Origin of the sequence: Enterobacter sp. Res13-Sevr-PEC09-46, from assembly GCF_015672585.1 — a bacterium.
GTDB lineage: Bacteria > Pseudomonadota > Gammaproteobacteria > Enterobacterales > Enterobacteriaceae > Enterobacter > Enterobacter hormaechei_C.
On record NZ_JADABR010000018.1, the window covers coordinates 232,162 to 256,370 of the forward strand.

Sequence of the window (24,209 nt, forward strand, 5' to 3'; positions counted from 1 at the left end):
TCAGATCCCCCACTTTGGAATCGGATGGTCACCCATGGAGATACAGACGTTCTTCATCTCCGCGAAGACCTCGAAGCTGTACTCGCCGCCCTCACGCCCGGTGCCGGAGGCCTTCACGCCGCCAAACGGCTGGCGCAGGTCGCGCACGTTCTGGGTGTTGACGAACACCATGCCCGCTTCGATGCTGCGCGCCAGACGCAGCACTTTGCTGACGTCCTGGGTCCAGATGTAAGATGCCAGGCCGTACTCCACGTCGTTGGCCAGGCGCAGGCCTTCCGCTTCGTCCTTAAACGGCAGCAGGCAGGCCACTGGCCCGAAGATCTCCTCCTGCGCCACGCGCATGCGGTTATCGACATCCGCCAGCACGGTCGGGCGCAGGAAGTTGCCGCCTTTCAGGTGCGCAGGCAGATCGGTCGGTTTGTCCGGGCCGCCCGCCAGCAGGGTTGCCCCCTCTTCAATGCCGAGGCGGATGTAGCCGGAGACTTTTTCCCAGTGCTGCTGGCTGATGAGCGCGCCAATCTGGGTGTTCGGATCGGTCGGGTCGCCCACGCGCAGGCGGTTGGCGCGCTCGGCAAAGCGTTTGACGAACTCCGGGTAGATGCTCTGCTGGATGAAGATGCGCGAGCCGGCGGTGCAGCGTTCGCCGTTGATGGAGAAGATGGTAAACAGGGCGGCGTCCAGCGCGCGCTCAATGTCCGCGTCTTCAAAAATCAGCACCGGCGATTTGCCGCCCAGCTCCATGGAATACTTCTTCAGCCCGGCGTTTTTCATGATGTTGCGCCCGGTGGCGGTACCGCCGGTGAAGGAGACGGCGCGCACGTCATGATGACGCACCAGCGCGTCGCCCGCCGTGGCGCCATAGCCCTGCACCACGTTGAGCACGCCCGCCGGAATGCCCGCTTCGAGGGCCAGCTCGCCCAGACGGTCGGCGGTCAGCGGGGAGAGTTCAGACATCTTCAGCACCGCGGTATTCCCTAAGGCCAGGCACGGCGCGACCTTCCAGGTGGCGGTCATAAACGGCACGTTCCACGGCGACACCAGCGCGCAGACACCCACCGGCTGCACCAGGGTGTAGTTGAGCATCTTGTCGTCGACCGGGTAGGTTTTGCCGTTCATCTGCTGGCACACCTCGGCGAAGAACTCGAAGTTGTGCGAGGCGCGCGGAATGAGCACGTTTTTGGTCTGGTGGATCGGCAGGCCGGTGTCGGCGGTTTCCATCGCGGCAATGTCCGGCACGTTCTGGTCAATCAGATCCCCCAGGCGACGCATCAGGCGCGCGCGCTCCTTCATCGGCAGGTTGGCCCATTTCGGGAACGCCTCTTTGGCGGCGGCAACGGCCTGATGGATTTCGGCTTCGCCGCCGGAGGCCACTTCTGCCAGCACCTCGCCGGAGGCCGGGTTGGTGGTGTGGAAGTACTCACTTCCGGCGACGTTTTTACCGTTGATCCAGTGGTTAATCTTTTTCATTTTGCAGTCTCCTCACTGACAATTCGGTTTACCAGACGGCCTACGCCTTCCACTTCCACCACCACCTCATCGCCCGGCACCACGTCGGACAGCCCCTTCGGCGTGCCGGTGGCAATCATGTCGCCCGGTTGCAGGGTCATGAAATCACTCAGATACGCAATCAAGTAGGGGATGCTGAAGATCAGGTCTGCCGTGGTGCCTTCCTGACGCAGTTCACCGTTGACGTAGGTGCGAAGACGAAGGTTGTGCGGGTCAGGAATGGCTTCTTTTGGCACCACGTTCGGGCTGATGGGGGTCAGCCCGTCGCGGCTTTTCACCCGCAGGTTCGGGCGATAGTAGTTTTCGAGATAATCGCGGATGGCGTAGTCGTTGCACACCGTGTAGCCCGCAACATAGTCCATCGCCTCGGCTTCGCTGACCTTGCGCGCGGTTTTGCCGATGACCACCACCAGCTCGGCTTCGTAATGCATGTATTCAATGTTGTCTGGGCGCACCGAGGTCTGGTTGTCGCCGTTAAAGGTGTTTGGCGCTTTGATAAACACCAGCGGCTCGGTGGGTGGCTTGAAGTCCAGCTCGCTGGCGTGGTCGGCATAGTTCAGACCGAGGGCAAACAGCGTGGCGTGCGGCGGCGTGCGCGAAGCGATGGCAACGTCGCGTTCCTCCACCACCGGGTTTTCCAGCGGCGGAAATCCTTCTGCCAGAATACGTACCCGATCGCCCGGGCGAACTTCGACGCGGCTTTGCGGAGTGCCGAGCAATATCGCATCGCCGGGGTTCAGGGTGGCAAATTCGCTCAGGGCGCTCAGCAGTTCGGCGGCGTTGCGGTGCAGATCGGCCGTGTTCCAGTGGTCCGCTTCGCGGCCGTTGATCTCGGTGATGATGGTCAGATTATCCACATTATCAACGGCGACAGGTTCGCCGAGCGGGCAAAATCCATCCCGGCATTTGGCTTTGATCGCCGGACGGTAGAAGCTCTCTTCCGGCAGGCTGATTTCGTTAGCCAGCGCGTAGCCGGCGATGTACGCCGCCGCCTCTTCAACGCGTACTTTGCTGGCGGTTTTGCCCACCACCAGCGCCACCGTCGCGCCGCTTAACACGGTTTCTCCCTGCGGGAAGGGAATCGGTTCGCCTGCGCGGATAACAGTGTTATGTGGCTTGATAAACCACACCGCCGTTTTTGGCGGCGCGTTATAGGGGGCTTTTTCAAACGCCTCAGCCCAGGCCACACGCTGGCTTTGGTGGTTTAGCGCTACGGCAAAAACAGTACCTTTCATTCCCATACTCCTCAAACCGGCTGTCCGGTTTTGATTTCATTAATATGTTAATGATCTGGTTTTATGCTTTTGCTGTTCGTTTCGCAATCAGAAGTGAATAATTTGTGATGCAAATAACAATAAATTTACATAAAAGGGTTAATATATATTTAAATCAATAAGTTAAAAAAATAGCTTTGTTTCTGTTAGACTTTTTGGGTTAAAACGTGTTGTCTATAAAAGCATCTGTTTTTAATTGTTTATTTGTTAATGATGTAAGGGGTAGATGATGCATGACTCATTAACCATCGCGCTGTTGCAGGCGCGTGAAGCGGCGATGGGCTACTTCCGCCCGATAGTGAAGCGGCATAATCTGACCGAGCAGCAGTGGCGTATCGTCCGCGTGCTGGCCGAGCATCCCTCCATGGATTTTCACGATCTTGCGTTCCGCACCTGCATTTTGCGCCCAAGCCTGACCGGCATTCTGACGCGGATGGAGCGCGACGGTCTGGTGCTGCGCTTAAAACCGGTGACTGACCAGCGCAAGCTGTACGTGTCGCTGACGAAAGAAGGCAACGCGCTGTACCAGCGTGCTCAGGCTCAGGTGGAAGAGGCGTACCAGCAGATTGAGGCGGAATATACGCCTGAGAAGATGAAGCAGCTCACGGCGCTGCTGGAAGAGTTTATTGAACTTGGAAACCGACATATCGCCGCGAGGGACGAAGCGTAAAAACCCTAAATTCCAGGATGATTTTCGTAAAGTTTTCTCATGCCAGGCCGAATATTCTGTATCTGCCTGAGGAAAGAGAAAACATGTTAAACCGAATCAAGATTGTCACCAGCTTACTGCTGGTTTTAGCGATATTTGGCCTTTTACAACTCACGTCTGGTGGTCTTTTCTTCAATGCCCTGAAGCATGACAAAGAGAATTTCACCATCCTGCAAACCATTCGCCAGCAACAATCCACCCTGAACGGTAGCTGGGTGGCGCTGCTGCAAACCCGTAACACCCTGAACCGCGCGGGTATCCGCTATATGATGGATCAGAACAATATCGGCAGCGGCTCAACCGTCGCCGAGCTGATGCAGATTGCCTCTGCGTCTCTGAAACAGGCGGAAAAAAACTGGGCGGATTACGAAGCGCTGCCGCGCGACCCGCGTCAGAGCGACGCTGCGGCACTGGAAATCAAACGTAATTACGATATTTACCATGGCGCGCTGGCTGAGCTGATCCAGCTGCTGGGGGCGGGCAAAATCAATGAGTTCTTCGACCAGCCGACCCAGAGCTATCAGGATGGCTTTGAGAAGCAGTACGTCAACTACCTGCAACAGAACGACGCGCTGTATCAGACCGCGGTTGAAGACAGCAACAGCTCTTACCGCCAGGCTATCTGGGTGCTGATTAGCGTGCTGGCTGCGGTGCTGGTGGTGATTGTTGCCGTCTGGCTGGGTATTCGTCAGGCGCTGATTTCGCCGCTGAACCGTCTGATTGACAGCATTCGTCATATCGCCAGCGGCGACCTGGTGAAGCGCATCGACGTGGAAGGCTCCAACGAGATGGGTGTACTGGCTGACTCCCTGCGCCATATGCAGGGCGAGCTGGTGCGTACCGTGGGTGACGTGCGTAACGGCGCCAACGCTATTTACAGCGGTGCGAGCGAAATCTCGATGGGCAATAACGATCTCTCATCCCGTACCGAACAGCAGGCTGCCTCTCTGGAAGAGACCGCCGCCAGCATGGAACAGCTGACTGCCACCGTGAAGCAGAACGCCGAGAACGCCCGTCAGGCGAGCAACCTGGCGCTGAGCGCGTCTGAAACCGCGCAGAAAGGCGGCAAGGTGGTGGATAACGTGGTGCAGACCATGCGTGACATCGCCGGCAGTTCGCAGAAAATCGCCGATATCATCAGCGTGATCGACGGGATTGCCTTCCAGACCAATATTCTGGCGCTGAACGCGGCGGTAGAAGCGGCGCGTGCGGGCGAGCAGGGGCGTGGTTTTGCGGTGGTTGCAGGTGAAGTCCGAAACCTGGCGCAGCGCAGCGCCCAGGCGGCTCGCGAGATCAAGAGCCTGATTGAAGACTCCGTGGGGCGCGTGGAAATTGGTTCAACGCTTGTTGAAAGCGCGGGTGAAACCATGGGTGAGATCGTGAATGCGGTAACGCGCGTGACGGATATCATGGGCGAAATCGCGTCTGCGTCTGACGAGCAGAGCCGCGGTATTGACCAGGTTGGGCTGGCGGTGGCTGAGATGGATCGCGTGACCCAGCAGAACGCCTCGCTGGTGGAAGAGTCTGCGGCGGCGGCCGCGGCACTGGAAGAGCAGGCGAGCCGTCTGACGCAGGCCGTTGCGGTGTTCCGTATTCAGCAGGAACAGATGAAGGCGCGCGAGTTCGCCTCGGCGAAAAGCGTTGCCGCACCGGTAGTGGCGCGTAAACCGGCGACCGCAGACGCGGGCGATAACTGGGAAACGTTCTGACGCTGTGCGTTTCGCCGGGTGGCGGCTGCGCCTGACCCGGCCTACGGATTGTGCGTTTCGCCGGGTGGCGGCTACGCCTGACCCGGCCTACGGATTGTGCGTTTTGCCGGGTGGCGGCTGCGGAATTGGGTTTTGTAGGCCCGGTAAGCGCAGCGCCACCGGGCGATTTTACAGAGGCAGGCGCATGGCGCAGCGGGAACCATACGCTAAACCATGCGCCGTCTCTTCCTCGCGTTTCTGGCGCAGTTCCGGCGTCAGCGTCGTCATCATTTCAAACCCTAATCGCCTGTAGAAGGGCGCATTCCACGGGACATCACGAAACGTCGTTAATGTCAGCGAGTTCAGCCCCAGACTGCGGGCATGCGCGGCGGCACGGGCGATTAACTGGCGTCCAAGACCTCGTCCCTGCCAGTCCAGGTGAACCGACAGTTCCACAATAAACAACGACGATGGATGAGCTTCGGCGAGAATAAAGCCCACGGGCCTGTCGTCAGCCAGCGCCAGCCAGCTTAATCCGCGTCCGGCGTAACCGAGGTGATCTTCAACAGAAATAACCTCATTGTCTGCCAGCCAGGCCAGCTCAGGAACGTCGCGAAACCGCTGCCCCGCCGCGCGTTCAATGGCGGGCAGGGCAGCGACGTCGTCGATGCGCGTCGGGCGAAGAGTTAACGCCGTCATCAGCCAGCGCTGCTCACAATTTTAATCTCCACCATGCCGATCCCCAGCTTGCGCGGAGCGTGACCGAGAATATTCCCTTCGTTAGTGGACTGCGGATCGGGTGGCACAATGACCAGCGTATTGCTGCGCGTTGGGTTATCGAAATGCAGCGTGCTGGTGGTGACATCGTTGCTCAGCGTCAGCGTCTGTTCTTTATCACCGACGCGCACCGGTATAGGACGGTTTGCGTTGGGACCAAATGCCCTGGCGGTGATCACCAGATCGAATTTCTCCGGCAGCGGATGGGTATATTCAATTTTCACCTCATCGCCCAACTGCGCGTTAGACCAGCGCCCCCAGGATTCCGGCCGTGAAATACCGCTGAACTGCTTCACCTCTTCCGGCGCGCCGGCAACATTAAAGATGAAGCTGTCTGCTTTATAACGAATGTCGTTGTCGACGATTTTCAGCAGGTCTACGTTGCGCTGATAGCGTGCGGTATCAATAATCGTATCTTTAAACGCGGTTTTTCCCTGCCACTGCGGTTTGTCAACGTGTTGCACGGTCTGCTCGCCGCCGAGTTGCCCCTGAGAGACGCACCAGTCGGTGGACAGCGACAGCTGTTGCGACCAGAGCTGGCCCATTTTGTAGCATTTGTCGACCCAGACGAAATTATCGCGCGGGGCAAATTCCGCCAGCTGGAAGCGCAGTGGCGCGGAGTATTCGCTTTCCGGCAGCGGCTCGACGCGGTTATCCGACACGCGCAGCAGCAGCGGCAGGCGGAAATGGCTGCCGGAGAACGCGATCATTTTTTTATCCTGATCGATGGTGAAGTCTTTTATCTCTTTCGGGAAGTTCCACAGACGAATGATATCCGGCTTCCAGGCGAGAATTTTTTCCTTCATGTTGAGGAAGATTTCCGACAGGGACTGGCCCGAAAGCGTACTGCGGCCCAGGCCAATGAAGTTATCGCCACCCAGAATATCCAGCACGGTAGCGCCGTTATCCATCGAGTTACGTTTAGCGGCAATGATCTCCTGCTGCGGTTTATCGCCGCGCAGCACAAAGAACAGGTTGCTGCGATCCAGCTTATTCAGCTCATCCCAGGCGCTGTTTTTCATCGCCAGATGGTCAGATGAGACGACGATGACCGTATTTTTGAAATACGGCGACGCTTTGATTTTCTCGATTAACGCCGCGATATGCTCCTGGCTACAGGTCACGGCGCTGAACGACTTGTTGTTTTTACCGTCAATGTCATAGCCCTGACGTTTACAGGTGCGTGAGACGAAACCATCCGGATGATGCGTGTCAACGGTCAACGCAAACAGCGAGAAGCGTTTACCGGCGCGGGAAAGCTCCTCGAATTTCTTCCAGGTTTCATCCAGAACGGTATCGTCGTAAAAGCCCCAGTCGTTGCGGTAGGCCGGATCGGCCACCGTGGTTTTCAGCTCTTCGGAACCATACAGGTGATCGAAACCGTGGGATTTCAGGAACACATCTTTCCCGGCAAAGCGCAGGTTAGCGCCCTGCATAAAGTAGTTTTCATAGCCCGAGTTTTTCAGGATATCGCCGAGGCAAATGTTCTGCGGGAAGAAGCTCGACATTGAGGCGGAGGCGTTGCCTTCAAACGGGGCGAACAGCGGAATGCCGCACTGAGAGGCCACCATCCCGGCGATGGTGTAATCCGTGCCAGGAAGCTGCATGGTGTGGCTGAAGTCGAGGCCCTGGTTTTTCAGCGCGCCAAGCTCTGGCGTCAGGTTCGGGAAAGCATCGTTATCAAAATAGGTGCGTTCCAGACTTTCGCCGTAGATATAGACCAGGTTGAGTCTGGGATTGTCGATCTTCTTCGAGGGTTCTTTGTAATAGGCCGCAAAGTCCGGATCGCCATCGCGCGACTGGGATTTTACCAGCTCGGTAATTTGATGGAATGCCGGGCTGGCATCCACGGAGGCCAGCGCCAGGCACAGCGCCAGCAGGCTGTAGCCATGATGATGCGGACGGTGACGGCGACGGCGCAGAACCCAGGCCAGCGCGGCGAAGATGCCCACCAGGGCGACCACCAGCCCCAGGCCCGGAAGGATGTACTTACCTACACCAGCGCCGGTCAGGCTGTTGGTCAACGTGTAGAGCACCGCGTCGTTAATACCGTCGCCGGTAAAGTAATCGCTGGCATATAACGTAATGTTTAAAACAATAAAAATGCCGAGCACCACCAGGGTGGCCACAAACCACCAGGTGTGACGACCGGCTTTCCAGGCATAAACGCCGATGGAAGCCAGGAAAAGGACAAGGGACATTAACTCTGACAACAGCAGATCCTCATCATGCCGGACGCTTAGCCGGCTAATTGCTTATTTTTTGGGTAATACAATGTAATTGCGATGTCGCTTAGCTGCAATTTTAGTGTCACGAAAGTGTGCTGTTGTTAGGATTTGGTTTATAAAATCGGATTTTTGAATACAGTCGCATCGTGGCACACGGAGGCTGAGGTGGTGGCAGGGGGTAAAAAAACGCACTTCACGCCGCGGTGTAAGACTAACGTAATAAACCCGGCGTGTTGTGGCAGATAATGGGAGGCGATCAGGAGAGGAAATTAACGCCTTGTTTCAGCACCAGATCGCAGGCTTTCGTTTTCACCTGTTTCGCCAGAGATGAATTTCCAAGGGTGCTGAGGTTCAGCTGCTGGCCATTTTGCGCGTTCAGCAGACCCTGAATACCGTCCATATAGTTGGTGTCCGCTTTCTGCTCCTGGGTGTCCAGACCCAGTTTACCAAGCACCTGGTTTTTGATGTTTTCGGTATCGGTAACGGAAGCCAGTTTCTGCTTCGCGCAGTATTCCAGAATGCCCGCCGCGTTGTTCATCGTTCCGGCGCTCAGGCTTTGGGAGCTGTTACTCAGCAGGCCGGTGAGGGACGAGGCTGACAGCCCGCCCTGGGAAGTGCCGCTCTCTTTGGTTAACTCACTTGCTGCGCTGGAGAGCGACTCCTGCCATGATGCGGCCTGCGCTGCGCCAGTCACCAGCAGGGCGCCAGTAAGGATGCTGATAAGAAACTGTTTTTTCATAATGATTTACTCAACAAGGTCCGTTTTGGGCCAAAAGTGGGTTCAGTATATACCTCTGCTCTTCCGGTGCTCCCTGGAAATATCTTAATACTCTTTGCCGGTGACGCGGCTGCGATAGCTGTCCCAGTCGAAGATGACGTACAGGCTGTTACCCAGCTTCATGCGATCCATCACCCGCTCGCCAAGAAGTCGGGTCATCTCGTCGATATTGTGGTTCGTCAGCATACCGGTCGGGCGTTTTGACGACGAACGGCGATCGACAATCTGATTGATGATCACTTTTTCGTAGCGGGACTCCGTCTGGACGCCGATCTCGTCGATGACCAGCAAATCCACGTTACTCAAATCATTCAGCAGCTGTTCTTCGCTGGTTTCGCGGTTACTGAAGGTGTCCTTCATGGCGGACATAATATCGGCCACGGTGATAATCAGCACTGACTTCCCGCGCAGCAGCAGCTCGTTGCAGATAGCGGCCGCAAGGTGATTTTTCCCCGTGCCGGGTTTTCCGCTAAAGATGAAGCTGGCAATGTTGCCGTCAAATTCATCCACGTACTGGCGCGCCTGGTTGAGGGCGTTCATCTGCCCCTGTGACTCGACCTTATAATTCTCGAAGGAACAGTTCTGGTGCAGAGGGCGAATGCCCGAGCGGTTAAAGGTGCGCTGCATTTTCATCGCGCGGTTTTCGCGGGCGAGGGCAGCCGCGCGAATTTTACCTTGCTCTTTTTGCCATGCCAGCAGCTCTTCACCGGTGGTGAAGGCGGGCTTCACGTTGGCGGGCATCATCTTCTGCAAACGTTTCATCAGGTCGCCGACGTTTTTCATTTCGCACCTCGGAATCCATCAGGGATTTTTTTGTCCGGTTCTGAAAAGGCATTGATATCACGTTTTGGCTGGCCATTGTTGCTGGCGCGGTTGATTTGCAGACTGCGCGCGAACTTTTGCTGCCACTGAACATGGTGGAAGACTTTTCCTTCAGCCTGCCAGTAAGCGGTAAAGGCCGCCAGCTCTTCTGGCGTCGCGGGCTGCGCGAGGGCTATTCCCCATAAGGCCGCCTGCCGCTGAAAATCGGCGTCCGGCTGCCAACCGGCGTACATGGGAAATTTCCCCATTGGAACGGCCACCGGGGCGCTGGCGGGTTCGTCAAAAAACTGATTATCCAGCATGACATCGCTCGCCGGACGCGACAGCTTCGCTTCAATTTCCAGAAGCTGCGCCAGACGTTCCGGCGTGACCGCATAAAACGCCGGGGCGTTGTCGGCAAATACCGCGAGCGTGCCGCCTTCGGCGTGCGTCAACACACCGCGAGGATCGCGCATAAAGGCATCGATGCCAGCAATGCTGGTGGTCAGGATTCTGGAGGACATAACACTTTCTCAACTGATTACTACGGGCGTGATTGAGGGTTATGGTAGCACAGAGAGAGGAGAGGAAAGGAGAGGATTTCCCCGGCGGCGTTACGCTTACCGGGGCTAAAATCACAAGGGCTGTTTACGCGATGATGTTCAGCGTCACGTCGATATTGCCGCGCGTCGCGTTAGAGTACGGACAGACGATATGCGCTGCATCCACCAGTTTTTTGGCTTCCGCTGCGTCCATCCCTTCAACGTGGATGTTCAGCTTCGCTTCGATACCAAAACCGGTTGGCAGCGGGCCAATCCCCACTTCGCCTTCAATAAAGGCGTCTTTTGGCAGAGCGAATTTGTCGCGTGCCGCAACGAACTTCATTGCGCCCAGGAAGCAGGCGGAGTAGCCCGCAGCGAACAGCTGTTCAGGGTTGGTTACTTCACCCCCCATGCCGCCCATCTCTTTTGGCACACCCAGTTTGACATCCAGAACGCCATCGGAAGACGTTGCGCGGCCATCACGGCCTCCGGTTGCTTTGGCTTTGGCAGTGTAGACAACTTTTTCTAAAGACATGGCAGGTTCCTCATCTTACGTTTATATGCACTATTAAATAGCGCGCGATGTATTAAGTTAGAATCAGACGCGTAAAGTATAGCCTTACGCGCGATGAAGCTGTTGGCGCAAAAGTTCGAGCTGTTGCTTGAGCGCCAGCATGGTGTCGGTATCACACTGCGCTGCACAGCCCACGGCGTGGGGTATCGTCACGGCCTGCTGTTGCAGCGCCCGACCCGTGTCGCTCAGGGTGACGGCGACCTGACGCTCATCCTGACGGGAACGCTGGCGGAAGATTAATCCTGCGCTTTCCAGGCGTTTCAGCAGGGGAGTCAGCGTGGCGGAATCCAGGAACAGCCGCTCGCCAATGTCTGACACCGTAATATCATCCTGCTCCCACAGCACCAGCATCACCAGGTATTGCGGGTAGGTCAGGTTAAGCGGCGCCAGCAGTTGCCGGTACAGCTTGTTAAGCGCCAGATTTGCCGAATAGAGGGCAAAACAGAGCTGGTTATCCAGCAGAAGCGCGTTGGTGGTGTCGTTCGTTTTTGCGTCCATGAAATGAATATAGATAGCGCACGATACAATTGCAAGCGATTTTATTATACGCGTGGACGTTTGCGGTAAAGCCATAATCCGGGGATCGACAGGCCGATGGAGAGCGCGCCCACAATCGACGAGGCTTTAAGGAAATTGCTCAGAAGCAGGATCATCTGCGGTTCGCTGTAGCCAAAGTGGCTGATTTTGACGGCGGAGATCATCGCCGTATAGGCTGAAATGCCCGGGAACATAGGAATGACTGCCGCCACGGTGAACACTTTCGGGTGCGCCAGATACCAGCGGGACCACTGAATACCGATGCTGCCGACCAGCATGGAGGCGATAAACGTCGACCATTCGATATTAAAGCCCGAGGTCATCATGATCATACGTGAGCCGTGGCCAATGGCACCCAGCAGCGCACACCAGGGTAATGCACGCTGTGGGACGTTAAACACCATCGCAAAGCCAACGGCGGGAAGGGCTGCCAGGAGCATGTCCTGCGCCAGTGCGAGCAGAAAATCCATCACGCCCATCCGCGTAACCCCCAGAGTGTCATGGCCATTACCACCCCGATACAGGTCGCCAGCGTCAGCAGGCTGGCTATCGCCCAGCGCGCCAGACCGGTGTTGATGTGGCCTTTGAACATATCAGCGACGGCGTTGATTAAGGGAAAACCCGGCACCAGCAGCAATACGCTGGCGGCCATCGCAACAGTAGGCGTGCTGGCGAAGTAAGGCTGGCGCAAAAGCAGGCCGGATACGGTTGTCGCCACGAACGCCGTGATGCAGAAGTTAATTTGCGGATGCAGTTGCCTGTGCGTCAACAACTGGCGGACATACATCGCGATGCTGCTGGCAAAGAAGGTCACGACAGCGCCGTCCCAGCCGCCCGCGTTGAGCTTGCAGAAGCAGGCGCAGGAGAGTCCCACCATCAGCACAACCAGCCAGCGTGGATACCGGAGAGGTTTGATCTGGTTGAAGCGTTTCTCTATCTCCCTCAGATCGAGCAGCTTGTGTTCAGCAAGGATCACGATGTGCTGCACTTCCGTCACGACGTGCATGTTAATGCCGCGGTCATGATTTTTACGGGTGGAGGTCAGGCACTGTCCGTCTTTAATGGTGGTCAGCACAATGGCATTTGACGAGATGGAGCTCTCAACGCTGTCCATCCCCAGCGCCAGCCCAAGGCGTGTGGAAAGTTCTTCCACGAGGGCGCTTTCTGCCCCGTGTTGTAAGAGAAAAAGCCCGCACTGAATACATAGCCGCGTGGTAGCACGTTGCGTAGACCGATCTGCCTGCATGAAACGCCCTGAAGAGAAGAGAGATTGCTTACTTTTAACACAAAGGGCCGGGCCCTTTGCGCTGGGCCAGATCAACATTTGTGCAATCAGTCGCGTGAGCAGGGGGAGAAAACCGCACTTTCTATTTATTTAATGAATATAAAAATAGAGATTTATAAAGACAATATATTAAGTATTTCTAATTTCATATTTTCAATCTTTTCACGCAATCTTAATTAAAGTTTTGTGGTCTTTATGCGATATTAAGCGAGTATTGGGCGTTTCTTAACCCATGTGACATTTCTTCTGATTTGCGAGTATTAAGCCGTTTTGTACTGAGGGATGCAAGCGTGTTTAAACTCGTAGGGTTAGTTCGTTCTTAAATAATGAATTTATGACAGGGAGGGTCTATGTTGCCATTGAATGGTAAACACGGAGTGGTGATTAGTAGAGTGCCGGTTATGCAAAATGGGCTAGGTGGCGTCATGACGCGTCATTTTCCTGATTTTGAAATAACGTACTGCCGTTCGATGCAGGAGTTGACGCTACTACAATTGCGTCGCGCTGGGGTCGTTATTGCCGATATTTCAGGTGAGTATCGTAATCCTCGCGGCACGCTTGAGCAGTATTATGGATTAATGAATCAGTATCGGGACATTCACTGGATATTCCTTGTCTCGCGTCCCCTTTATCCACTTGCAGTAGAGCTTCTTATGCGTCCGGAAAGCACGCTGCTTTCGGATATGGAACCGATCGAAGGCGTTATTAACGCTATTCGCGCGGGCAGTGAACGTGCCGAGCGAATAAGCCAGACGTTATTAATACCGGAAACGTCCGATATTGAAGAAGAGAGTGAGCAAATGATTGCGCTCACCCACTCTGAACGCAAGGTGTTGCGTTTATTAGGTAAAGGTTGGGGAATCAACCAAATAGCCACGCTGCTGAATAAAAGTAATAAAACGATCAGTGCACAAAAAAACAGTGCAATGCGCCGCTTATCACTTCGCAGTAATGCCGATATGTACGCGTGGATAAGCAGTACCCAGGGAATGCGAGAACTCAGTTTAATGTCGGCTTATGGAGAGTTTGAGGAATGGAAAAGACCACTGCAACAAGACATATCGCCGTCATCGAAAGCTGCTCAATGAGCGCTGTAGGGCTGAAGCATCTCTTTGCGATGCCCGCCCTGAGCCATTACCAGGTGCACCTGTTTAGCAGATTCGCCAGCTTTAAAGCGGCGCTCGTGGATATCTCATTCTATGCGGTTATCTATTCACTGTCTGATGAGCGTGAAGAGCGGAGAAACTGTCTGGCCTGTTTACGGGATCTCACCTTCACCCACAGCGACGTCCAGCGTATCGTGCTGGCCTCTGACGAAATGGAGGCGAGGCTGGTCAGCCATCTTTCGCCTTCTCGCTTGCATGGGATAATCAGTAAATCGGTTCCGCTAAAGCAGCTAATGGAGGGGCTGGAGACATTACTCAGCGAAACGCATCAGGTGAATGACAACATGTACAATCACTGGTGTGTGAGCCAGAATCGTATGTTAAGCCCAACCGAAAGGGCAATACTGCGTTATATGTCATCGGGATTTTCAATCCCTGAAATTGCGGCGCAGCTTGAACGCAATATTAAAACCATCCGGGCGCATAAGTTTAACGCAATGGTAAAGCTGGGCGTCAATTCTGACGTGGGATTACTGGATGCGGCGGATATCCTGGCGCATCTCCCTGCCCGGGAAGTGCGTCGTTCAGCTCTCACCGTTCCTTCATTCTCTCAGCGTTAAGTGGTGCGCCAGAGTTCTTCTGGCGCAACGTTTAAATGCAGACATCGACCCATTTTGCTGCGGTCAGCTCCGCCATTCTGTCGGGCGATATACGCACCGCACTGTGGATGGCACCCGCTGCGGGTAACACTTCCGCGTACTGTTTTAATGTGATGTCACAGTAAACAGAGAGCGGATTTTCCAGTCCGAAAGGGCAGACGCCGCCAACAGGATGACCCGTCAGGGTGACTACCTCATCGCTGCTGAGCATGCGGGCTTTTGCGCCGAATGTCTCTTTAAGCTTTTTGTTATCCAGACGCGCATCGCCTTTTGCAACCACCAGAATCACGTCATTTTTAATTTTCAGTGACAGCGTTTTGGCAATTTGGCCGGGTTCAACGTTGTGCGCGGCAGCAGCAAGGGCAACAGTCGCTGTGCTTTGGTTAAGCTCAATGATCTCTATATCCGGAGCGTGTTCGGCAAAAAACTGTTGTACAGACTGCAAACTCATTGATTCCTCCTGACAAATATCCTGCGTAATCTGTCATAAGAATTTAGTCGCTGTAAATATCCCTTAAGTAACAAATATCCGTCAGGGGCGATTTCTGGATCGCCTTCACATTCACAGAAACCGGTTACAGTAACCGGTTGCAGAGCGTGATGCAGAGATTAATACTAAGTGTGTAACTTCCCCTGTATCTAATAATAAGAGCTAATTATGAAACCATTCCGTTTGAGCAGTACCGCAGGTACACGATCCGGCAAGGTTGTGACGCTGATGTATGGAACAACGTGTGACGTGAGAGCGTCCAAAACGAACGTCTGACAGGAGATCTGCTATGTCTGCCAACCACGCTGCATTTAATCTGATTTTCCGCTTCGTTGAAAATTATGTCAGCCCTATTGCCGGGCGCATCTCTTCCCAGCGTCACGTTATGGCTATTCGTGACGGGTTTATCTCAGCGATGCCGTTTATGATTGTAGGCTCGTTTTTATTAGTGTTCGCTTACCCGCCTTTTTCGCCTGATACCACCTGGGGTTTTGCTCGCGCCTGGCTGGATATGGCGAAGCAGTTTGAAGGTCAAATTCTGACGCCGTTTGATATGACAATGGGGGTGATGTCCCTTTATATCTGTGCGGCTATTGCCTACAACCTGGGCAAACATTACGTTAAAACGCATCAGCTGGATCCGTTCATGTGCGCGATGCTGTCGCTGATGGCGTTCCTGCTGGTCGCCGCCCCTAAAACCAAAGGCGCTTTACCGGTGGATAGCCTGGGAGGGACCGGTATTTTCACCGCGATTCTGGTGGCGATCTATTGCGTTGAGATGATGCGTTTCCTGAAAGCACACAATATCGGTATCCGCCTGCCAGACCAGGTACCGCCGATGATCAAAAACTCGTTTGACCTGCTGATCCCGGTGCTGGTGGTGGTGCTCACGCTCTACCCGCTGAGCCTGCTGATCCAGTCGCAGTTCGGTATGCTGATCCCACAGGCCATCATGTCGATATTCAAACCGCTGGTCTCTGCGGCTGACTCGCTGCCTGCGATCCTGCTGGCGGTGCTGATTGGCCACCTGCTGTGGTTTGCCGGGATCCACGGCGCGGCGATTGTCTCCGGGATGCTGCAAATGTTCTGGCTGACAAACCTGGGGGCGAACCAGACCGCGCTGGCGGCGAGCCAGCCTTTGCCACACATCTTTATGGAAGCCTTCTGGACGTTCTTTATCGTTATCGGCGGATCGGGGGCGACGATGGGGCTGGTGTTCTGCTATCTGCGTAGCCGCTCCGCGCACCTGCGCTCCATTGGACGTCTGAGCGTGGTACCAAGCATTTTCAATATCAATGAACCGGTGATTTTCGGTACGCCGATTGTGATGAACCCGGTGTTCTTTATTCCTTTCCTGCTGGCGCCGATGGTTAATGCCGTGCTGGCATGGGCAGCGATGAAGTTTGATCTGATTGGCCGCGTGATTTCCGTTGTGCCGTGGACGGCACCGGCTCCGGTTGGTGCCGCCTGGGCGCTGGGCTGGGATTTCCGTGCAGCCATTCTGGTGCTGGTTTTGGCCTGCGTTTCCGCCATTATCTATTTCCCGTTCTTCAAGGTGTACGAGAAACAGTTGCTTCAGCAGGAAGCGGAAGAAGCACAGCGTAATGGAGAAGAGGAAAATCAGCAGGTCGCTTAGGTAAAAGCAAAACGGCAACGCAGGTTGCCGTTTTTAATGTTTGTTCCCTCTCTCTGCGGGTTTCAGGCCGGGCCAGACTACTTAAGCGTGCAATCGCCACACTGCTGCACGTCCGGCAGACGGTAGCGCTGACAGCAGGTACGACGTACCAGAAGTCCCTCACGCGGAACCACGGTGCGGTAAAGAGGGTTGTCCCGTCCATCCGACAGCTGTCTGGCAAAGAAACAGCTCTGACGCAGTGCATCCACTTTCTCGTCGCCGAGCAGCGGCTTCATCTCCGTTAAATACCAGTGGATAAGATACCCGGTATTACTCCAGATCAGTTTGCCGTTAATCTCTCCCGTCGCTTCCAGCGCATCAATGACCGGAACCAGCGCTCTTGTAATCAGCCGTTCCATACGCGCCTGCGCTGACAGGTGTCTCGCGCTCGGATCTTCATGTACATCAATCCAGAAACAGGCAGCGCGCCCGGTTTCATGAAACTCAACATGGAAATGTTCCGACGAGAGATCGAGCATCGTTTCCTGGGTCAACAGGGCCAGCATGACAGGCGGCACCATCAGCCCGATATACCACTGTGCCCAGAGGGATAACAGCGGTTTGTTTTCCCGCGTCAGGGTAGGTTGGTTACGATAAATATGGTCGGAATAGGTTGCCAGCAGTGACCGCAGCTCCGCAGGACGTTGCCACTCAGTCAGCGTCAGAGCATGATGCGGCGGTGCTTCATCCAGTTTGATGAAATCCAGCAGATGGGCGCGCGTTACGGCAATTTTTTCCCGAATGGCATCCGCAAGCGTCGTTTCCCCGGCGGAGAGTGGAGCTCGCCAGAGCAGGGGCTCAACGATGTGTGCGGTACGAGTCGCCATAGTGTGGATTACAAATCTAAATGATAATGATTGCCAATCCTAACTATAGATAAAACCGAGCGCAAGCGTTTTATCCTGGCGCTGTGAAGGCGGTTTCAGGCGGTATGAAGCTCTTCGCTCAGTAGAATGCTGTTACGTCCCATATGCTTGGCTTCATAGAGGGCTTTATCGGCTTTCGCCAGCGCGCCCTCAACGTCGTCACCTTCGAACATGGCGATGCCGATGCTGATGGTCACGTTAGTGGCGACGCTTTCGTTAAACATATGGGGGATTTTAAGATCGTAAACCTTCTGACGTATGCGTTCAGCAGTCTGTCGCGCTTGCTCCAGCGGGATGTTACTCAACAGCACCATAAATTCTTCCCCGCCAAACCGGGCGACAACATCGCGTGAGCGCACGGCGTCGCGTATCGCAGCCGAGACCCTGATCAAGGCCTGATCGCCCATCATATGGCCATAATGGTCGTTGTAGGCTTTGAAGTGGTCGATATCCATCAGCAGCACGAAGTGCTCGCCAGCGTCAGGCCTGGGAAGATTCTCCAGCCGGCTTTGCAGCCCGCGACGGTTATATAGGCCGGTGAGCGGGTCCATCATGCTGAGATCGGTCAGGGTTTCGCGCTCCTCCAGCAGTTCGGAAAGCAGCTCCTGGGCGAAACGGTCATTGCGCCGCTGAAGAACATGATGGATACCAATGGCGACCACCGGCAGCGCGAAAAAATAGGCCATTCTCAGCCAGTTTTCGGACGGACTAAGCCACAGGCAGGATATAAAAGCGGGAAATGAATGTAACGTAAAGGCTTTAATATTACTTGCGAACGCCAGAGACCCTATAAAAAGCACTGTTAATAGCGCCATCATTAAATAGGTCGCGTGATCGTGCGTGATTAACAGAAATTTAGAGACGATCTGCCAGGCCCATAAAAGACCAAAAATAGCTGAAACAACAGGGATATTTATTTTTCGCGTGCTGTTTTTCCAGTGCCAGATAAGTAAGCCTGTGCTGATAGTCAGTACGGCAAAGAGCGGGACTGATAACACACGCACGGAATAGAGAGGGTTTGTTACCGAGAACAATGCTGATGCGGCGTTCAGAAATAAAAACAAACGTAAAGATAGCTGATATTTCTTGTTGACTAAAGACAGCCAGGATTGTGATGTCATATGCGTGCGTTTTTATTAAAACTCAATTAAAACAATGAGCAAGGTGTTGTTGTGTAATATTGGGCGCTAAAAAATTGAATTTTTATTATCAGAAAAACTTTATCGGAAGTTAACAGGTGGGCAATTTATCACCTTACACATTCTCTGTCATTATGGGAAAGCAATTGCTGGCGCAATTTCTTACGTCGCATGCTGACAAGTGATAATTACTATCATATGATACTGGTTATCATTATCAGTGCGAGAGGTGAAACCATGTTGAGCAAAGCGCTGGGAAGTGGGTGGGGAATATTACTGCCTGGTTCCATTATCGGTGGGCTAATGTTTGCCGATCTCCCCATTGATGTCTGGAAAGCAATGATTGTTTCAGGCTTGCTGGTGACATCCGCAATGATCTGGCACAAACAGTTACGGCATTACGTGCTGCTGCCATCATGCGTTGCGCTAATCAGTGGACTGCTGGTGATTCTGATGAGTTTGAAATAAAAGGGAAAAACAGGAGGCACTGCTGAGGGGATGTAAGATAATTGGTGCGAGGGGGGGGACTTGAACCCCCACGTCCGTAAGGACACTAACACCTGAAGCTAGCGCGTCTACCAATTCCGCCACCTTCGCACAGTCATCTTACTGGTTTGATATCGCCTCGTTGGTGCGAGGGGGGGGACTCGAACCCCCACATCCTAAGGACACTAACACCTGAAGCTAGCGCGTCTACCAATTCCGCCACCTTCGCCCAGTGCGAGCAATATCAACGTGATTTATGGTGCGAGGGGGGGGACTTGAACCCCCACGTCCGTAAGGACACTAACACCTGAAGCTAGCGCGTCTACCAATTCCGCCACCTTCGCATACCATCGACACTGTAAAAGTATCGTAACCACGGAGGCGCATTCTAGATGTTTTCAGCTTTACGTCAACAGAAAATTGCGCACGTTGTTTTGATTGCTGCAAAAATGGGCGATGGCAGCGTCAGCCATCGCCGGACCGGGGGTTTACTTTTTCGCCTGGCGCGTCATCACTGTGCGATAGACCTTAAAGCGGCCCGTCTGGGCGATCACTTCGTGGAAGCCAAAGGTTTCATCCAGCACTTTCGGGTACGCGAGGAAGGCGTTCGCTACGATACGCAGCTCACCGCCGCTGTTGAGGTGACGGGTTGCGCCACGGATCAGCGTTTGCGCCGCTTCAAGGCTGGTCTCCATTCCGTCGTGGAACGGCGGGTTAGAGATGATCATGTCAAAGCGGCCGGTCACGTCGGAGAAAACGTTGCTGGCAAACACGTCACCTTCTATGCCATTCGCAGCAAGCGTGGCGCGGCTGGCTTCTACTGCCGGGGCGCTCACGTCACACAGGGTTAAACGCACTTTTGGTGAGTGGCTGGCGAGAACCGTTGACAGCACGCCCGCACCACAGCCGACGTCCAGCACCTTGCCCTTGGTATGAGGCGTCAGGGTGGACAGCAGCAGCTTGCTGCCCGTATCGAGCGCATCACGGCTGAACACGCCCGGCAGGGTTTTAATGGTCAGGCCGTCAAGCTGGTACTCGTCCCAGAAGGCGTCGGCATCGAAGGTGGTCTGTTTTTCCAGACGACCATGGTACAGGCCGCAGCGACGGGCGCTGTCGATTTTCGTCAGCGGCGCCCAGGCTTCAAGCATCTGCTCTGCGCTACGCACCCCGCTGCGGTTCTCACCGACAACAAAAATATCGCAGCCGACCGGCAGCAGAGAAAGCAGGTTCATCAGCTGGAACTGGGCTTCCGGCTTGTTTTTCGGCCAGTAGTAAATGAGCGTATCGCAGTCAGCAATATCGCTCTGCTCCGCCGCCAGGCTAAAGCGCGCGCGCTCGCCCATCTGGCGGCTCAGCACCTGCCAGTGGTGATAGTACTGGGTGTGGGCACGGCTTTCAGCACAGTCGAAACGCGCGGGCAGGTCATCCTGCATATCTCCGGCAAACAGAATACGGCTTTCTTCGAAATCATCACTGTGACGCAGCAAGACTTCACTTGCCGGGGTAAATGCAGACATGAATTGTTCCTCAATAAACTCAGGCGGGGATTATAGTAGGTAGATGGCGCAGTTTCGACACATTTGCTATATTTGCGCGCCTGAGAGACAGGAGTTTTCGCTATGACATCCCGACGAGACTGGCAGTTGCAGCAGCTGGGCATTACCCAGTGGGCTTTGCGTCGCCCGACGGCGTTGCGGGGCGAAATAGCCATCTCCATCCCTGCGCATGTCCGCCTGGTGATGGTGGCAGAAGCGCCGCCTGCCCTGAACGAGCCCCTGATTGAGGATGTCCTTCGCACCCTGAAGGTGACCCGCGATCAGGTATTACAGCTGGCGCCTGAAAGCGTCGCGATGCTTCCCCCTGACAGCCGCTGTAACAGCTGGCGAATCGGGGCGGTGGACGAGCTACCTCTTGAAGGAAGCCAGATCAGTTCGCCAGCGCTGGACGAACTGAAAGCCAACCCAAAAGCGCGTAGCGCGCTATGGCAACAAATTTGCGAATATGAACACGATTTCTTCCCTCACGACGGCTGACCTGACCACCGCGTTCGCGATTGAAACCCGCGCCCATGCCTTTCCGTGGAGCGAAAAGACGTTTGCCAGCAATCAGGGCGAACGCTATTTAAATCTCCGCCTGGACGTTGACGGTGCGATGGCTGCGTTCGCCATCACGCAGGTCGTTCTGGACGAGGCGACGCTGTTTAATATTGCGGTCGATCCCGCTTACCAGCGCCGCGGGCTGGGCAGGGAACTGCTTGAGCACCTCATTCGTGAGCTGGAAACCCGTGACGTTTTCACCCTGTGGCTGGAGGTGCGCGCGTCGAATGTCGCCGCCATCGCGCTCTATGAAAGCTTAGGCTTCAACGAGGCGACTATCCGCCGTAACTACTACCCCACCGCAGAGGGACGTGAAGACGCCATTATCATGGCTCTGCCGATTGGATAACGAAAATAAGGTTGTAACGATGAAATGGGACTGGATTTTCTTTGATGCCGACGAAACGCTGTTTACGTTTGACTCGTTCGGCGGCCTACAGCGGATGTTTCTCGACTATAGCGTGACGTTCACCGCGGAAGATTTTCAGGACTATCAGGCGGTGAACAAACCGCTGTGGGTGGATTACCAGAACGGAGCCATCACCGCGTTACAGCTTCAGCATCAGCGTTTTGACGTGTGGGCTGAACGGTTAAACGTCAGTCCTGGGGCGCTGAACGAGGCCTTCCTGAATGCGATGGCGGATATCTGCGCGCCGCTGCCCGGCGCCGTTTCTCTGCTGGATTCGCTGAAAGGGAAGGTGAAGCTTGGGATCATTACCAACGGCTTTACCGCGCTTCAGCAGATCCGCCTTGAACGCACCGGCCTGCGCGATCATTTCGACGCGCTGGTGATCTCCGAAGAGGTGGGCGTACCGAAGCCGGATCCGCGTATTTTCGATTATGCGCTGGCGCAAGCGGGCAGTCCTGACCGCGATCGCGTGCTGATGGTGGGGGATACGGCAGAATCTGATATTCTGGGAGGTATGAGATCGGGCCTGTCGACCGTCTGGCTGAATGCGCATGGTCGCACGCTGCCGGAAGGCATCGAGCCGACCTGGACCGTTACGTCATTGAACGAACTGGAGCAGCTCCTGTGTAAACAATGATTGCCTGCCCCCTGTTGATGGGTAAAATAGCCGCATTTTTCGTATTCCATGATGCGCGGCCTGCTGCCGCGCTTACCTAAGAAGAATTGATTATGACGTTGTCTCCTTATCTGCAAGAGGTGGCCAAACGCCGCACTTTTGCCATTATCTCGCACCCGGATGCCGGTAAAACGACCATCACCGAGAAGGTGTTGCTGTTCGGACAGGCGATCCAGACCGCGGGTACCGTTAAAGGCCGTGGCTCCAGCCAGCATGCTAAATCCGACTGGATGGAGATGGAAAAGCAGCGTGGTATTTCGATTACCACCTCCGTGATGCAGTTCCCGTATCACGACTGCCTGGTGAACCTGCTGGACACCCCGGGGCACGAAGACTTCTCCGAAGATACCTACCGTACGCTGACGGCGGTGGACTGCTGCCTGATGGTGATCGACGCCGCGAAAGGTGTTGAAGATCGTACCCGCAAGCTGATGGAAGTCACCCGTCTGCGCGATACGCCGATCCTCACCTTTATGAACAAACTCGACCGTGACATCCGTGATCCGATGGAACTGATGGATGAAGTGGAAAACGAGCTGAAGATTGCCTGCGCGCCAATCACCTGGCCGATTGGCTGCGGCAAGCTGTTCAAAGGGGTTTACCACCTCTATAAAGACGAAACCTACCTGTACCAGACCGGTAAGGGCCACACCATTCAGGAAGTCCGCATTGTGAAAGGTCTGGACAACCCGGAGCTGGACGCCGCTGTCGGTGAAGAGCTGGCCGCCCAGCTGCGCGATGAGCTGGAGCTGGTTAAAGGCGCGTCGCATGAGTTCGACAGAGAGCTGTTCCTGAGCGGTGAAATTACCCCGGTCTTCTTCGGTACCGCACTCGGCAACTTCGGCGTTGACCATATGCTCGACGGTCTGGTTGAGTGGGCCCCGCAGCCGATGCCGCGTAAAACCGACACCCGCGAAGTAGAAGCGAAGGAAGAGAAGTTCTCCGGCTTCGTCTTTAAAATTCAGGCCAACATGGACCCGAAACACCGCGACCGCGTCGCCTTTATGCGCGTGGTTTCCGGTAAGTACGAAAAGGGCATGAAGCTGCGTCAGGTCCGTATCGGTAAAGACGTAGTGATATCCGACGCGCTGACCTTCATGGCGGGCGACCGTTCGCATGTAGAAGAAGCCTATCCGGGTGACATCATTGGTTTACACAACCACGGTACCATTCAGATTGGCGATACCTTCACGCAGGGCGAAATGATGAAGTTCACCGGTATCCCGAACTTCGCGCCAGAACTGTTCCGCCGCATTCGCCTGCGCGATCCGCTGAAGCAGAAGCAGCTGCTGAAAGGCCTGGTCCAGCTTTCCGAAGAGGGCGCGGTACAGGTGTTCCGCCCAATCGCCAACAACGATCTGATCGTGGGCGCGGTGGGTGTGCTCCAGTTCGACGTGGTGGTTGCCCGTCTTAAGAGCGAGTACAACGTGGAAGCGATTTACGAATCGGTGAACGTGGCGACCGCCCGCTGGGTTGAATGTTCAGACGTGAAGAAATTCGAAGAATTTAAACGTAAGAACGAAGTTCAGCTGGCGCTGGACGGTGGCGATAACCTGACCTATATCGCCCCAACCATGGTAAACCTGAACCTGACGCAGGAACGTTATCCTGATGTTCAGTTCCGCAAAACGCGCGAGCATTAATTTCCTTTCAGAGCACGGCAGCCGCCGTGCTCTTCTTTAATTCCTGTGATATTAAACCCTTGCGGAATGTTCTTAATTCACCGCAATTTTTCGCTATTCGTTCGTTTTTTCCCCAATTCTGAATGCACCCCTCTGATTGTGATCTATATTTAACTCAGTGTTTAGCACCGGGCGTGGATGAATTAACTGTTCAATGCATGTCCATTGGTTCTCCATTTTGCCCCGGTGTTAATTCGCAATATATAAAACCAAGATTAGGGAAGTA

25 protein-coding genes and 3 tRNA genes are annotated in these 24,209 nt (G+C 54.8%); 10 read left to right on the forward strand and 18 right to left on the reverse strand.

What is annotated here, in order from left to right; all coding sequences use genetic code 11:
- Entirely contained in the window at positions 1-1,467 is a 1,467-nt protein-coding gene (hpaE, locus tag IMQ56_RS12745) for a 5-carboxymethyl-2-hydroxymuconate semialdehyde dehydrogenase (RefSeq protein WP_023303046.1), read from the reverse strand.
- Entirely contained in the window at positions 1,464-2,741 is a 1,278-nt protein-coding gene (gene hpaG / locus IMQ56_RS12750; RefSeq protein WP_048220388.1) for a 4-hydroxyphenylacetate degradation bifunctional isomerase/decarboxylase, read from the reverse strand. The genes hpaE and hpaG overlap by 4 nt, the downstream gene beginning before the upstream one ends.
- 268 nt (positions 2,742-3,009) lie before the next feature.
- On the opposite strand from hpaG, the gene hpaR reads away from it, so the two are divergent.
- Both hpaR and tsr read left to right on the forward strand, forming a co-directional pair.
- A complete protein-coding gene (hpaR, locus tag IMQ56_RS12755; protein WP_017383846.1) occupies positions 3,010-3,450 on the forward strand; it encodes a homoprotocatechuate degradation operon regulator HpaR in 441 nt (146 codons plus the stop codon).
- Between the two features lie 83 nt (positions 3,451-3,533).
- Positions 3,534-5,198, forward strand: coding sequence for a methyl-accepting chemotaxis protein (gene tsr / locus IMQ56_RS12760; RefSeq protein ID WP_017383845.1), 1,665 nt, complete (start codon positions 3,534-3,536; stop codon positions 5,196-5,198).
- Between the two features lie 168 nt (positions 5,199-5,366).
- Here tsr and IMQ56_RS12765 read toward each other — a convergent pair whose 3' ends face one another.
- From IMQ56_RS12765 to IMQ56_RS12805, 9 genes are all read right to left on the reverse strand, one after another.
- Positions 5,367-5,876 (reverse strand): GNAT family N-acetyltransferase, encoded by a 510-nt coding sequence (locus IMQ56_RS12765; protein ID WP_032671459.1) that lies wholly within the window; start codon positions 5,874-5,876, stop codon positions 5,367-5,369.
- On the reverse strand, positions 5,876-8,167 hold the full coding sequence (gene opgB, locus IMQ56_RS12770) for a phosphatidylglycerol--membrane-oligosaccharide glycerophosphotransferase (protein ID WP_017383843.1): 2,292 nt from the start codon (positions 8,165-8,167) through the stop codon (positions 5,876-5,878). The genes IMQ56_RS12765 and opgB overlap by 1 nt, the downstream gene beginning before the upstream one ends.
- A 271-nt stretch (positions 8,168-8,438) precedes the next feature.
- Positions 8,439-8,921, reverse strand: a complete 483-nt coding sequence (locus tag IMQ56_RS12775; RefSeq protein ID WP_015572603.1) for a DUF2501 domain-containing protein — start codon at positions 8,919-8,921, stop codon at positions 8,439-8,441.
- Between the two features lie 84 nt (positions 8,922-9,005).
- The gene (gene dnaC, locus IMQ56_RS12780; protein ID WP_003856580.1) at positions 9,006-9,743 is read right to left on the reverse strand and encodes a DNA replication protein DnaC; all 738 of its coding nucleotides are present in this window, start codon (positions 9,741-9,743) and stop codon (positions 9,006-9,008) included.
- Positions 9,740-10,285, reverse strand: a complete 546-nt coding sequence (dnaT, locus tag IMQ56_RS12785) for a primosomal protein DnaT (RefSeq protein WP_003856579.1) — start codon at positions 10,283-10,285, stop codon at positions 9,740-9,742. Before dnaT ends, dnaC begins: the two co-directional genes overlap by 4 nt.
- Positions 10,286-10,409: 124 nt before the next feature.
- Positions 10,410-10,838 carry an organic hydroperoxide resistance protein gene (locus tag IMQ56_RS12790; protein WP_003856578.1) on the reverse strand — a complete coding sequence of 143 codons (429 nt, stop codon included), beginning with the start codon at positions 10,836-10,838 and terminating at the stop codon, positions 10,410-10,412.
- 84 nt (positions 10,839-10,922) lie between these two features.
- Positions 10,923-11,375, reverse strand: a complete 453-nt coding sequence (locus tag IMQ56_RS12795) for a MarR family transcriptional regulator (protein WP_045338421.1) — start codon at positions 11,373-11,375, stop codon at positions 10,923-10,925.
- A gap of 44 nt (positions 11,376-11,419) precedes the next feature.
- Positions 11,420-11,893, reverse strand: a complete 474-nt coding sequence (locus IMQ56_RS12800; protein WP_015572605.1) for a threonine/serine exporter — start codon at positions 11,891-11,893, stop codon at positions 11,420-11,422.
- Positions 11,884-12,660, reverse strand: a complete 777-nt coding sequence (locus tag IMQ56_RS12805; RefSeq protein WP_017383842.1) for a threonine/serine exporter family protein — start codon at positions 12,658-12,660, stop codon at positions 11,884-11,886. The genes IMQ56_RS12800 and IMQ56_RS12805 overlap by 10 nt, the downstream gene beginning before the upstream one ends.
- 389 nt (positions 12,661-13,049) lie before the next feature.
- On the opposite strand from IMQ56_RS12805, the gene IMQ56_RS12810 reads away from it, so the two are divergent.
- Both IMQ56_RS12810 and bglJ read left to right on the forward strand, forming a co-directional pair.
- Positions 13,050-13,787 carry a LuxR C-terminal-related transcriptional regulator gene (locus IMQ56_RS12810; RefSeq protein ID WP_017383841.1) on the forward strand — a complete coding sequence of 246 codons (738 nt, stop codon included), beginning with the start codon at positions 13,050-13,052 and terminating at the stop codon, positions 13,785-13,787.
- Positions 13,784-14,425: a DNA-binding transcriptional activator BglJ gene (gene bglJ / locus IMQ56_RS12815; RefSeq protein ID WP_015572607.1), complete on the forward strand. Its 642-nt coding sequence runs from the start codon at positions 13,784-13,786 to the stop codon at positions 14,423-14,425. The genes IMQ56_RS12810 and bglJ overlap by 4 nt, the downstream gene beginning before the upstream one ends.
- A gap of 31 nt (positions 14,426-14,456) precedes the next feature.
- On the opposite strand, the gene IMQ56_RS12820 is transcribed toward bglJ, so the two are convergent.
- Positions 14,457-14,915 (reverse strand): YbaK/EbsC family protein, encoded by a 459-nt coding sequence (locus IMQ56_RS12820; RefSeq protein WP_003856572.1) that lies wholly within the window; start codon positions 14,913-14,915, stop codon positions 14,457-14,459.
- Between the two features lie 328 nt (positions 14,916-15,243).
- Between IMQ56_RS12820 and IMQ56_RS12825 the strand changes: the two genes are divergently transcribed.
- Positions 15,244-16,590: a PTS cellobiose transporter subunit IIC gene (locus tag IMQ56_RS12825; RefSeq protein ID WP_003856571.1), complete on the forward strand. Its 1,347-nt coding sequence runs from the start codon at positions 15,244-15,246 to the stop codon at positions 16,588-16,590.
- 77 nt (positions 16,591-16,667) lie between these two features.
- On the opposite strand, the gene fhuF is transcribed toward IMQ56_RS12825, so the two are convergent.
- On the reverse strand, positions 16,668-17,456 hold the full coding sequence (gene fhuF / locus IMQ56_RS12830; RefSeq protein ID WP_003856570.1) for a siderophore-iron reductase FhuF: 789 nt from the start codon (positions 17,454-17,456) through the stop codon (positions 16,668-16,670).
- 95 nt (positions 17,457-17,551) lie between these two features.
- Positions 17,552-18,616: a GGDEF domain-containing protein gene (locus IMQ56_RS12835; protein WP_032103055.1), complete on the reverse strand. Its 1,065-nt coding sequence runs from the start codon at positions 18,614-18,616 to the stop codon at positions 17,552-17,554.
- Positions 18,617-18,832: 216 nt separating this feature from the next.
- Between IMQ56_RS12835 and IMQ56_RS12840 the strand changes: the two genes are divergently transcribed.
- Positions 18,833-19,102, forward strand: coding sequence for a DUF1435 domain-containing protein (locus IMQ56_RS12840; RefSeq protein WP_026080652.1), 270 nt, complete (start codon positions 18,833-18,835; stop codon positions 19,100-19,102).
- A gap of 42 nt (positions 19,103-19,144) precedes the next feature.
- On the opposite strand, the gene IMQ56_RS12845 is transcribed toward IMQ56_RS12840, so the two are convergent.
- The 4 genes from IMQ56_RS12845 to rsmC form a co-directional block, all read right to left on the reverse strand.
- A tRNA-Leu gene (locus IMQ56_RS12845) sits at positions 19,145-19,231 on the reverse strand.
- Between the two features lie 32 nt (positions 19,232-19,263).
- Positions 19,264-19,349 (reverse strand) — tRNA-Leu (locus tag IMQ56_RS12850).
- 28 nt (positions 19,350-19,377) lie between these two features.
- A tRNA-Leu gene (locus IMQ56_RS12855) sits at positions 19,378-19,464 on the reverse strand.
- Positions 19,465-19,608: 144 nt separating this feature from the next.
- Positions 19,609-20,637 carry a 16S rRNA (guanine(1207)-N(2))-methyltransferase RsmC gene (rsmC, locus tag IMQ56_RS12860; protein WP_015572609.1) on the reverse strand — a complete coding sequence of 343 codons (1,029 nt, stop codon included), beginning with the start codon at positions 20,635-20,637 and terminating at the stop codon, positions 19,609-19,611.
- A 102-nt stretch (positions 20,638-20,739) separates the two neighbouring features.
- Between rsmC and IMQ56_RS12865 the strand changes: the two genes are divergently transcribed.
- The 4 genes from IMQ56_RS12865 to prfC all read left to right on the forward strand — a co-directional run bounded on the left by IMQ56_RS12865 (position 20,740) and on the right by prfC (position 23,944).
- A complete protein-coding gene (locus IMQ56_RS12865) occupies positions 20,740-21,153 on the forward strand; it encodes a DNA polymerase III subunit psi (protein ID WP_023295888.1) in 414 nt (137 codons plus the stop codon).
- Entirely contained in the window at positions 21,122-21,565 is a 444-nt protein-coding gene (rimI, locus tag IMQ56_RS12870) for a ribosomal protein S18-alanine N-acetyltransferase (RefSeq protein WP_003856565.1), read from the forward strand. The genes IMQ56_RS12865 and rimI overlap by 32 nt, the downstream gene beginning before the upstream one ends.
- Before the next feature lie 19 nt (positions 21,566-21,584).
- Positions 21,585-22,262, forward strand: a complete 678-nt coding sequence (gene yjjG, locus IMQ56_RS12875; protein WP_196064044.1) for a pyrimidine 5'-nucleotidase — start codon at positions 21,585-21,587, stop codon at positions 22,260-22,262.
- 92 nt (positions 22,263-22,354) lie between these two features.
- The gene (gene prfC / locus IMQ56_RS12880) at positions 22,355-23,944 is read left to right on the forward strand and encodes a peptide chain release factor 3 (protein ID WP_006810210.1); all 1,590 of its coding nucleotides are present in this window, start codon (positions 22,355-22,357) and stop codon (positions 23,942-23,944) included.
- Positions 23,945-24,209 lie beyond the last annotated feature (265 nt).

Coding starts and splice junctions, on each gene's coding strand:
- IMQ56_RS12765 (WP_032671459.1), bottom strand. CDS start 5,876: ATGACGGCGTTAACTCTTCGCCCGACGCGCATCGACGACGTCGCTGCC.
- IMQ56_RS12805 (WP_017383842.1), bottom strand. CDS start 12,660: ATGCAGGCAGATCGGTCTACGCAACGTGCTACCACGCGGCTATGTATT.
- IMQ56_RS12840 (WP_026080652.1), top strand. CDS start 18,833: ATGATACTGGTTATCATTATCAGTGCGAGAGGTGAAACCATGTTGAGC.
- rimI (WP_003856565.1), top strand. CDS start 21,122: ATGAACACGATTTCTTCCCTCACGACGGCTGACCTGACCACCGCGTTC.
- IMQ56_RS12800 (WP_015572605.1), bottom strand. CDS start 11,893: ATGGGCGTGATGGATTTTCTGCTCGCACTGGCGCAGGACATGCTCCTG.
- hpaG (WP_048220388.1), bottom strand. CDS start 2,741: ATGAAAGGTACTGTTTTTGCCGTAGCGCTAAACCACCAAAGCCAGCGT.
- IMQ56_RS12825 (WP_003856571.1), top strand. CDS start 15,244: ATGTCTGCCAACCACGCTGCATTTAATCTGATTTTCCGCTTCGTTGAA.
- IMQ56_RS12835 (WP_032103055.1), bottom strand. CDS start 18,616: ATGACATCACAATCCTGGCTGTCTTTAGTCAACAAGAAATATCAGCTA.
- hpaE (WP_023303046.1), bottom strand. CDS start 1,467: ATGAAAAAGATTAACCACTGGATCAACGGTAAAAACGTCGCCGGAAGT.
- rsmC (WP_015572609.1), bottom strand. CDS start 20,637: ATGTCTGCATTTACCCCGGCAAGTGAAGTCTTGCTGCGTCACAGTGAT.
- bglJ (WP_015572607.1), top strand. CDS start 13,784: ATGAGCGCTGTAGGGCTGAAGCATCTCTTTGCGATGCCCGCCCTGAGC.
- IMQ56_RS12865 (WP_023295888.1), top strand. CDS start 20,740: ATGACATCCCGACGAGACTGGCAGTTGCAGCAGCTGGGCATTACCCAG.
- prfC (WP_006810210.1), top strand. CDS start 22,355: ATGACGTTGTCTCCTTATCTGCAAGAGGTGGCCAAACGCCGCACTTTT.
- IMQ56_RS12775 (WP_015572603.1), bottom strand. CDS start 8,921: ATGAAAAAACAGTTTCTTATCAGCATCCTTACTGGCGCCCTGCTGGTG.
- dnaC (WP_003856580.1), bottom strand. CDS start 9,743: ATGAAAAACGTCGGCGACCTGATGAAACGTTTGCAGAAGATGATGCCC.
- yjjG (WP_196064044.1), top strand. CDS start 21,585: ATGAAATGGGACTGGATTTTCTTTGATGCCGACGAAACGCTGTTTACG.
- hpaR (WP_017383846.1), top strand. CDS start 3,010: ATGCATGACTCATTAACCATCGCGCTGTTGCAGGCGCGTGAAGCGGCG.
- tsr (WP_017383845.1), top strand. CDS start 3,534: ATGTTAAACCGAATCAAGATTGTCACCAGCTTACTGCTGGTTTTAGCG.
- dnaT (WP_003856579.1), bottom strand. CDS start 10,285: ATGTCCTCCAGAATCCTGACCACCAGCATTGCTGGCATCGATGCCTTT.
- IMQ56_RS12790 (WP_003856578.1), bottom strand. CDS start 10,838: ATGTCTTTAGAAAAAGTTGTCTACACTGCCAAAGCCAAAGCAACCGGA.
- fhuF (WP_003856570.1), bottom strand. CDS start 17,456: ATGGCGACTCGTACCGCACACATCGTTGAGCCCCTGCTCTGGCGAGCT.
- IMQ56_RS12810 (WP_017383841.1), top strand. CDS start 13,050: ATGTTGCCATTGAATGGTAAACACGGAGTGGTGATTAGTAGAGTGCCG.
- IMQ56_RS12795 (WP_045338421.1), bottom strand. CDS start 11,375: ATGGACGCAAAAACGAACGACACCACCAACGCGCTTCTGCTGGATAAC.
- IMQ56_RS12820 (WP_003856572.1), bottom strand. CDS start 14,915: ATGAGTTTGCAGTCTGTACAACAGTTTTTTGCCGAACACGCTCCGGAT.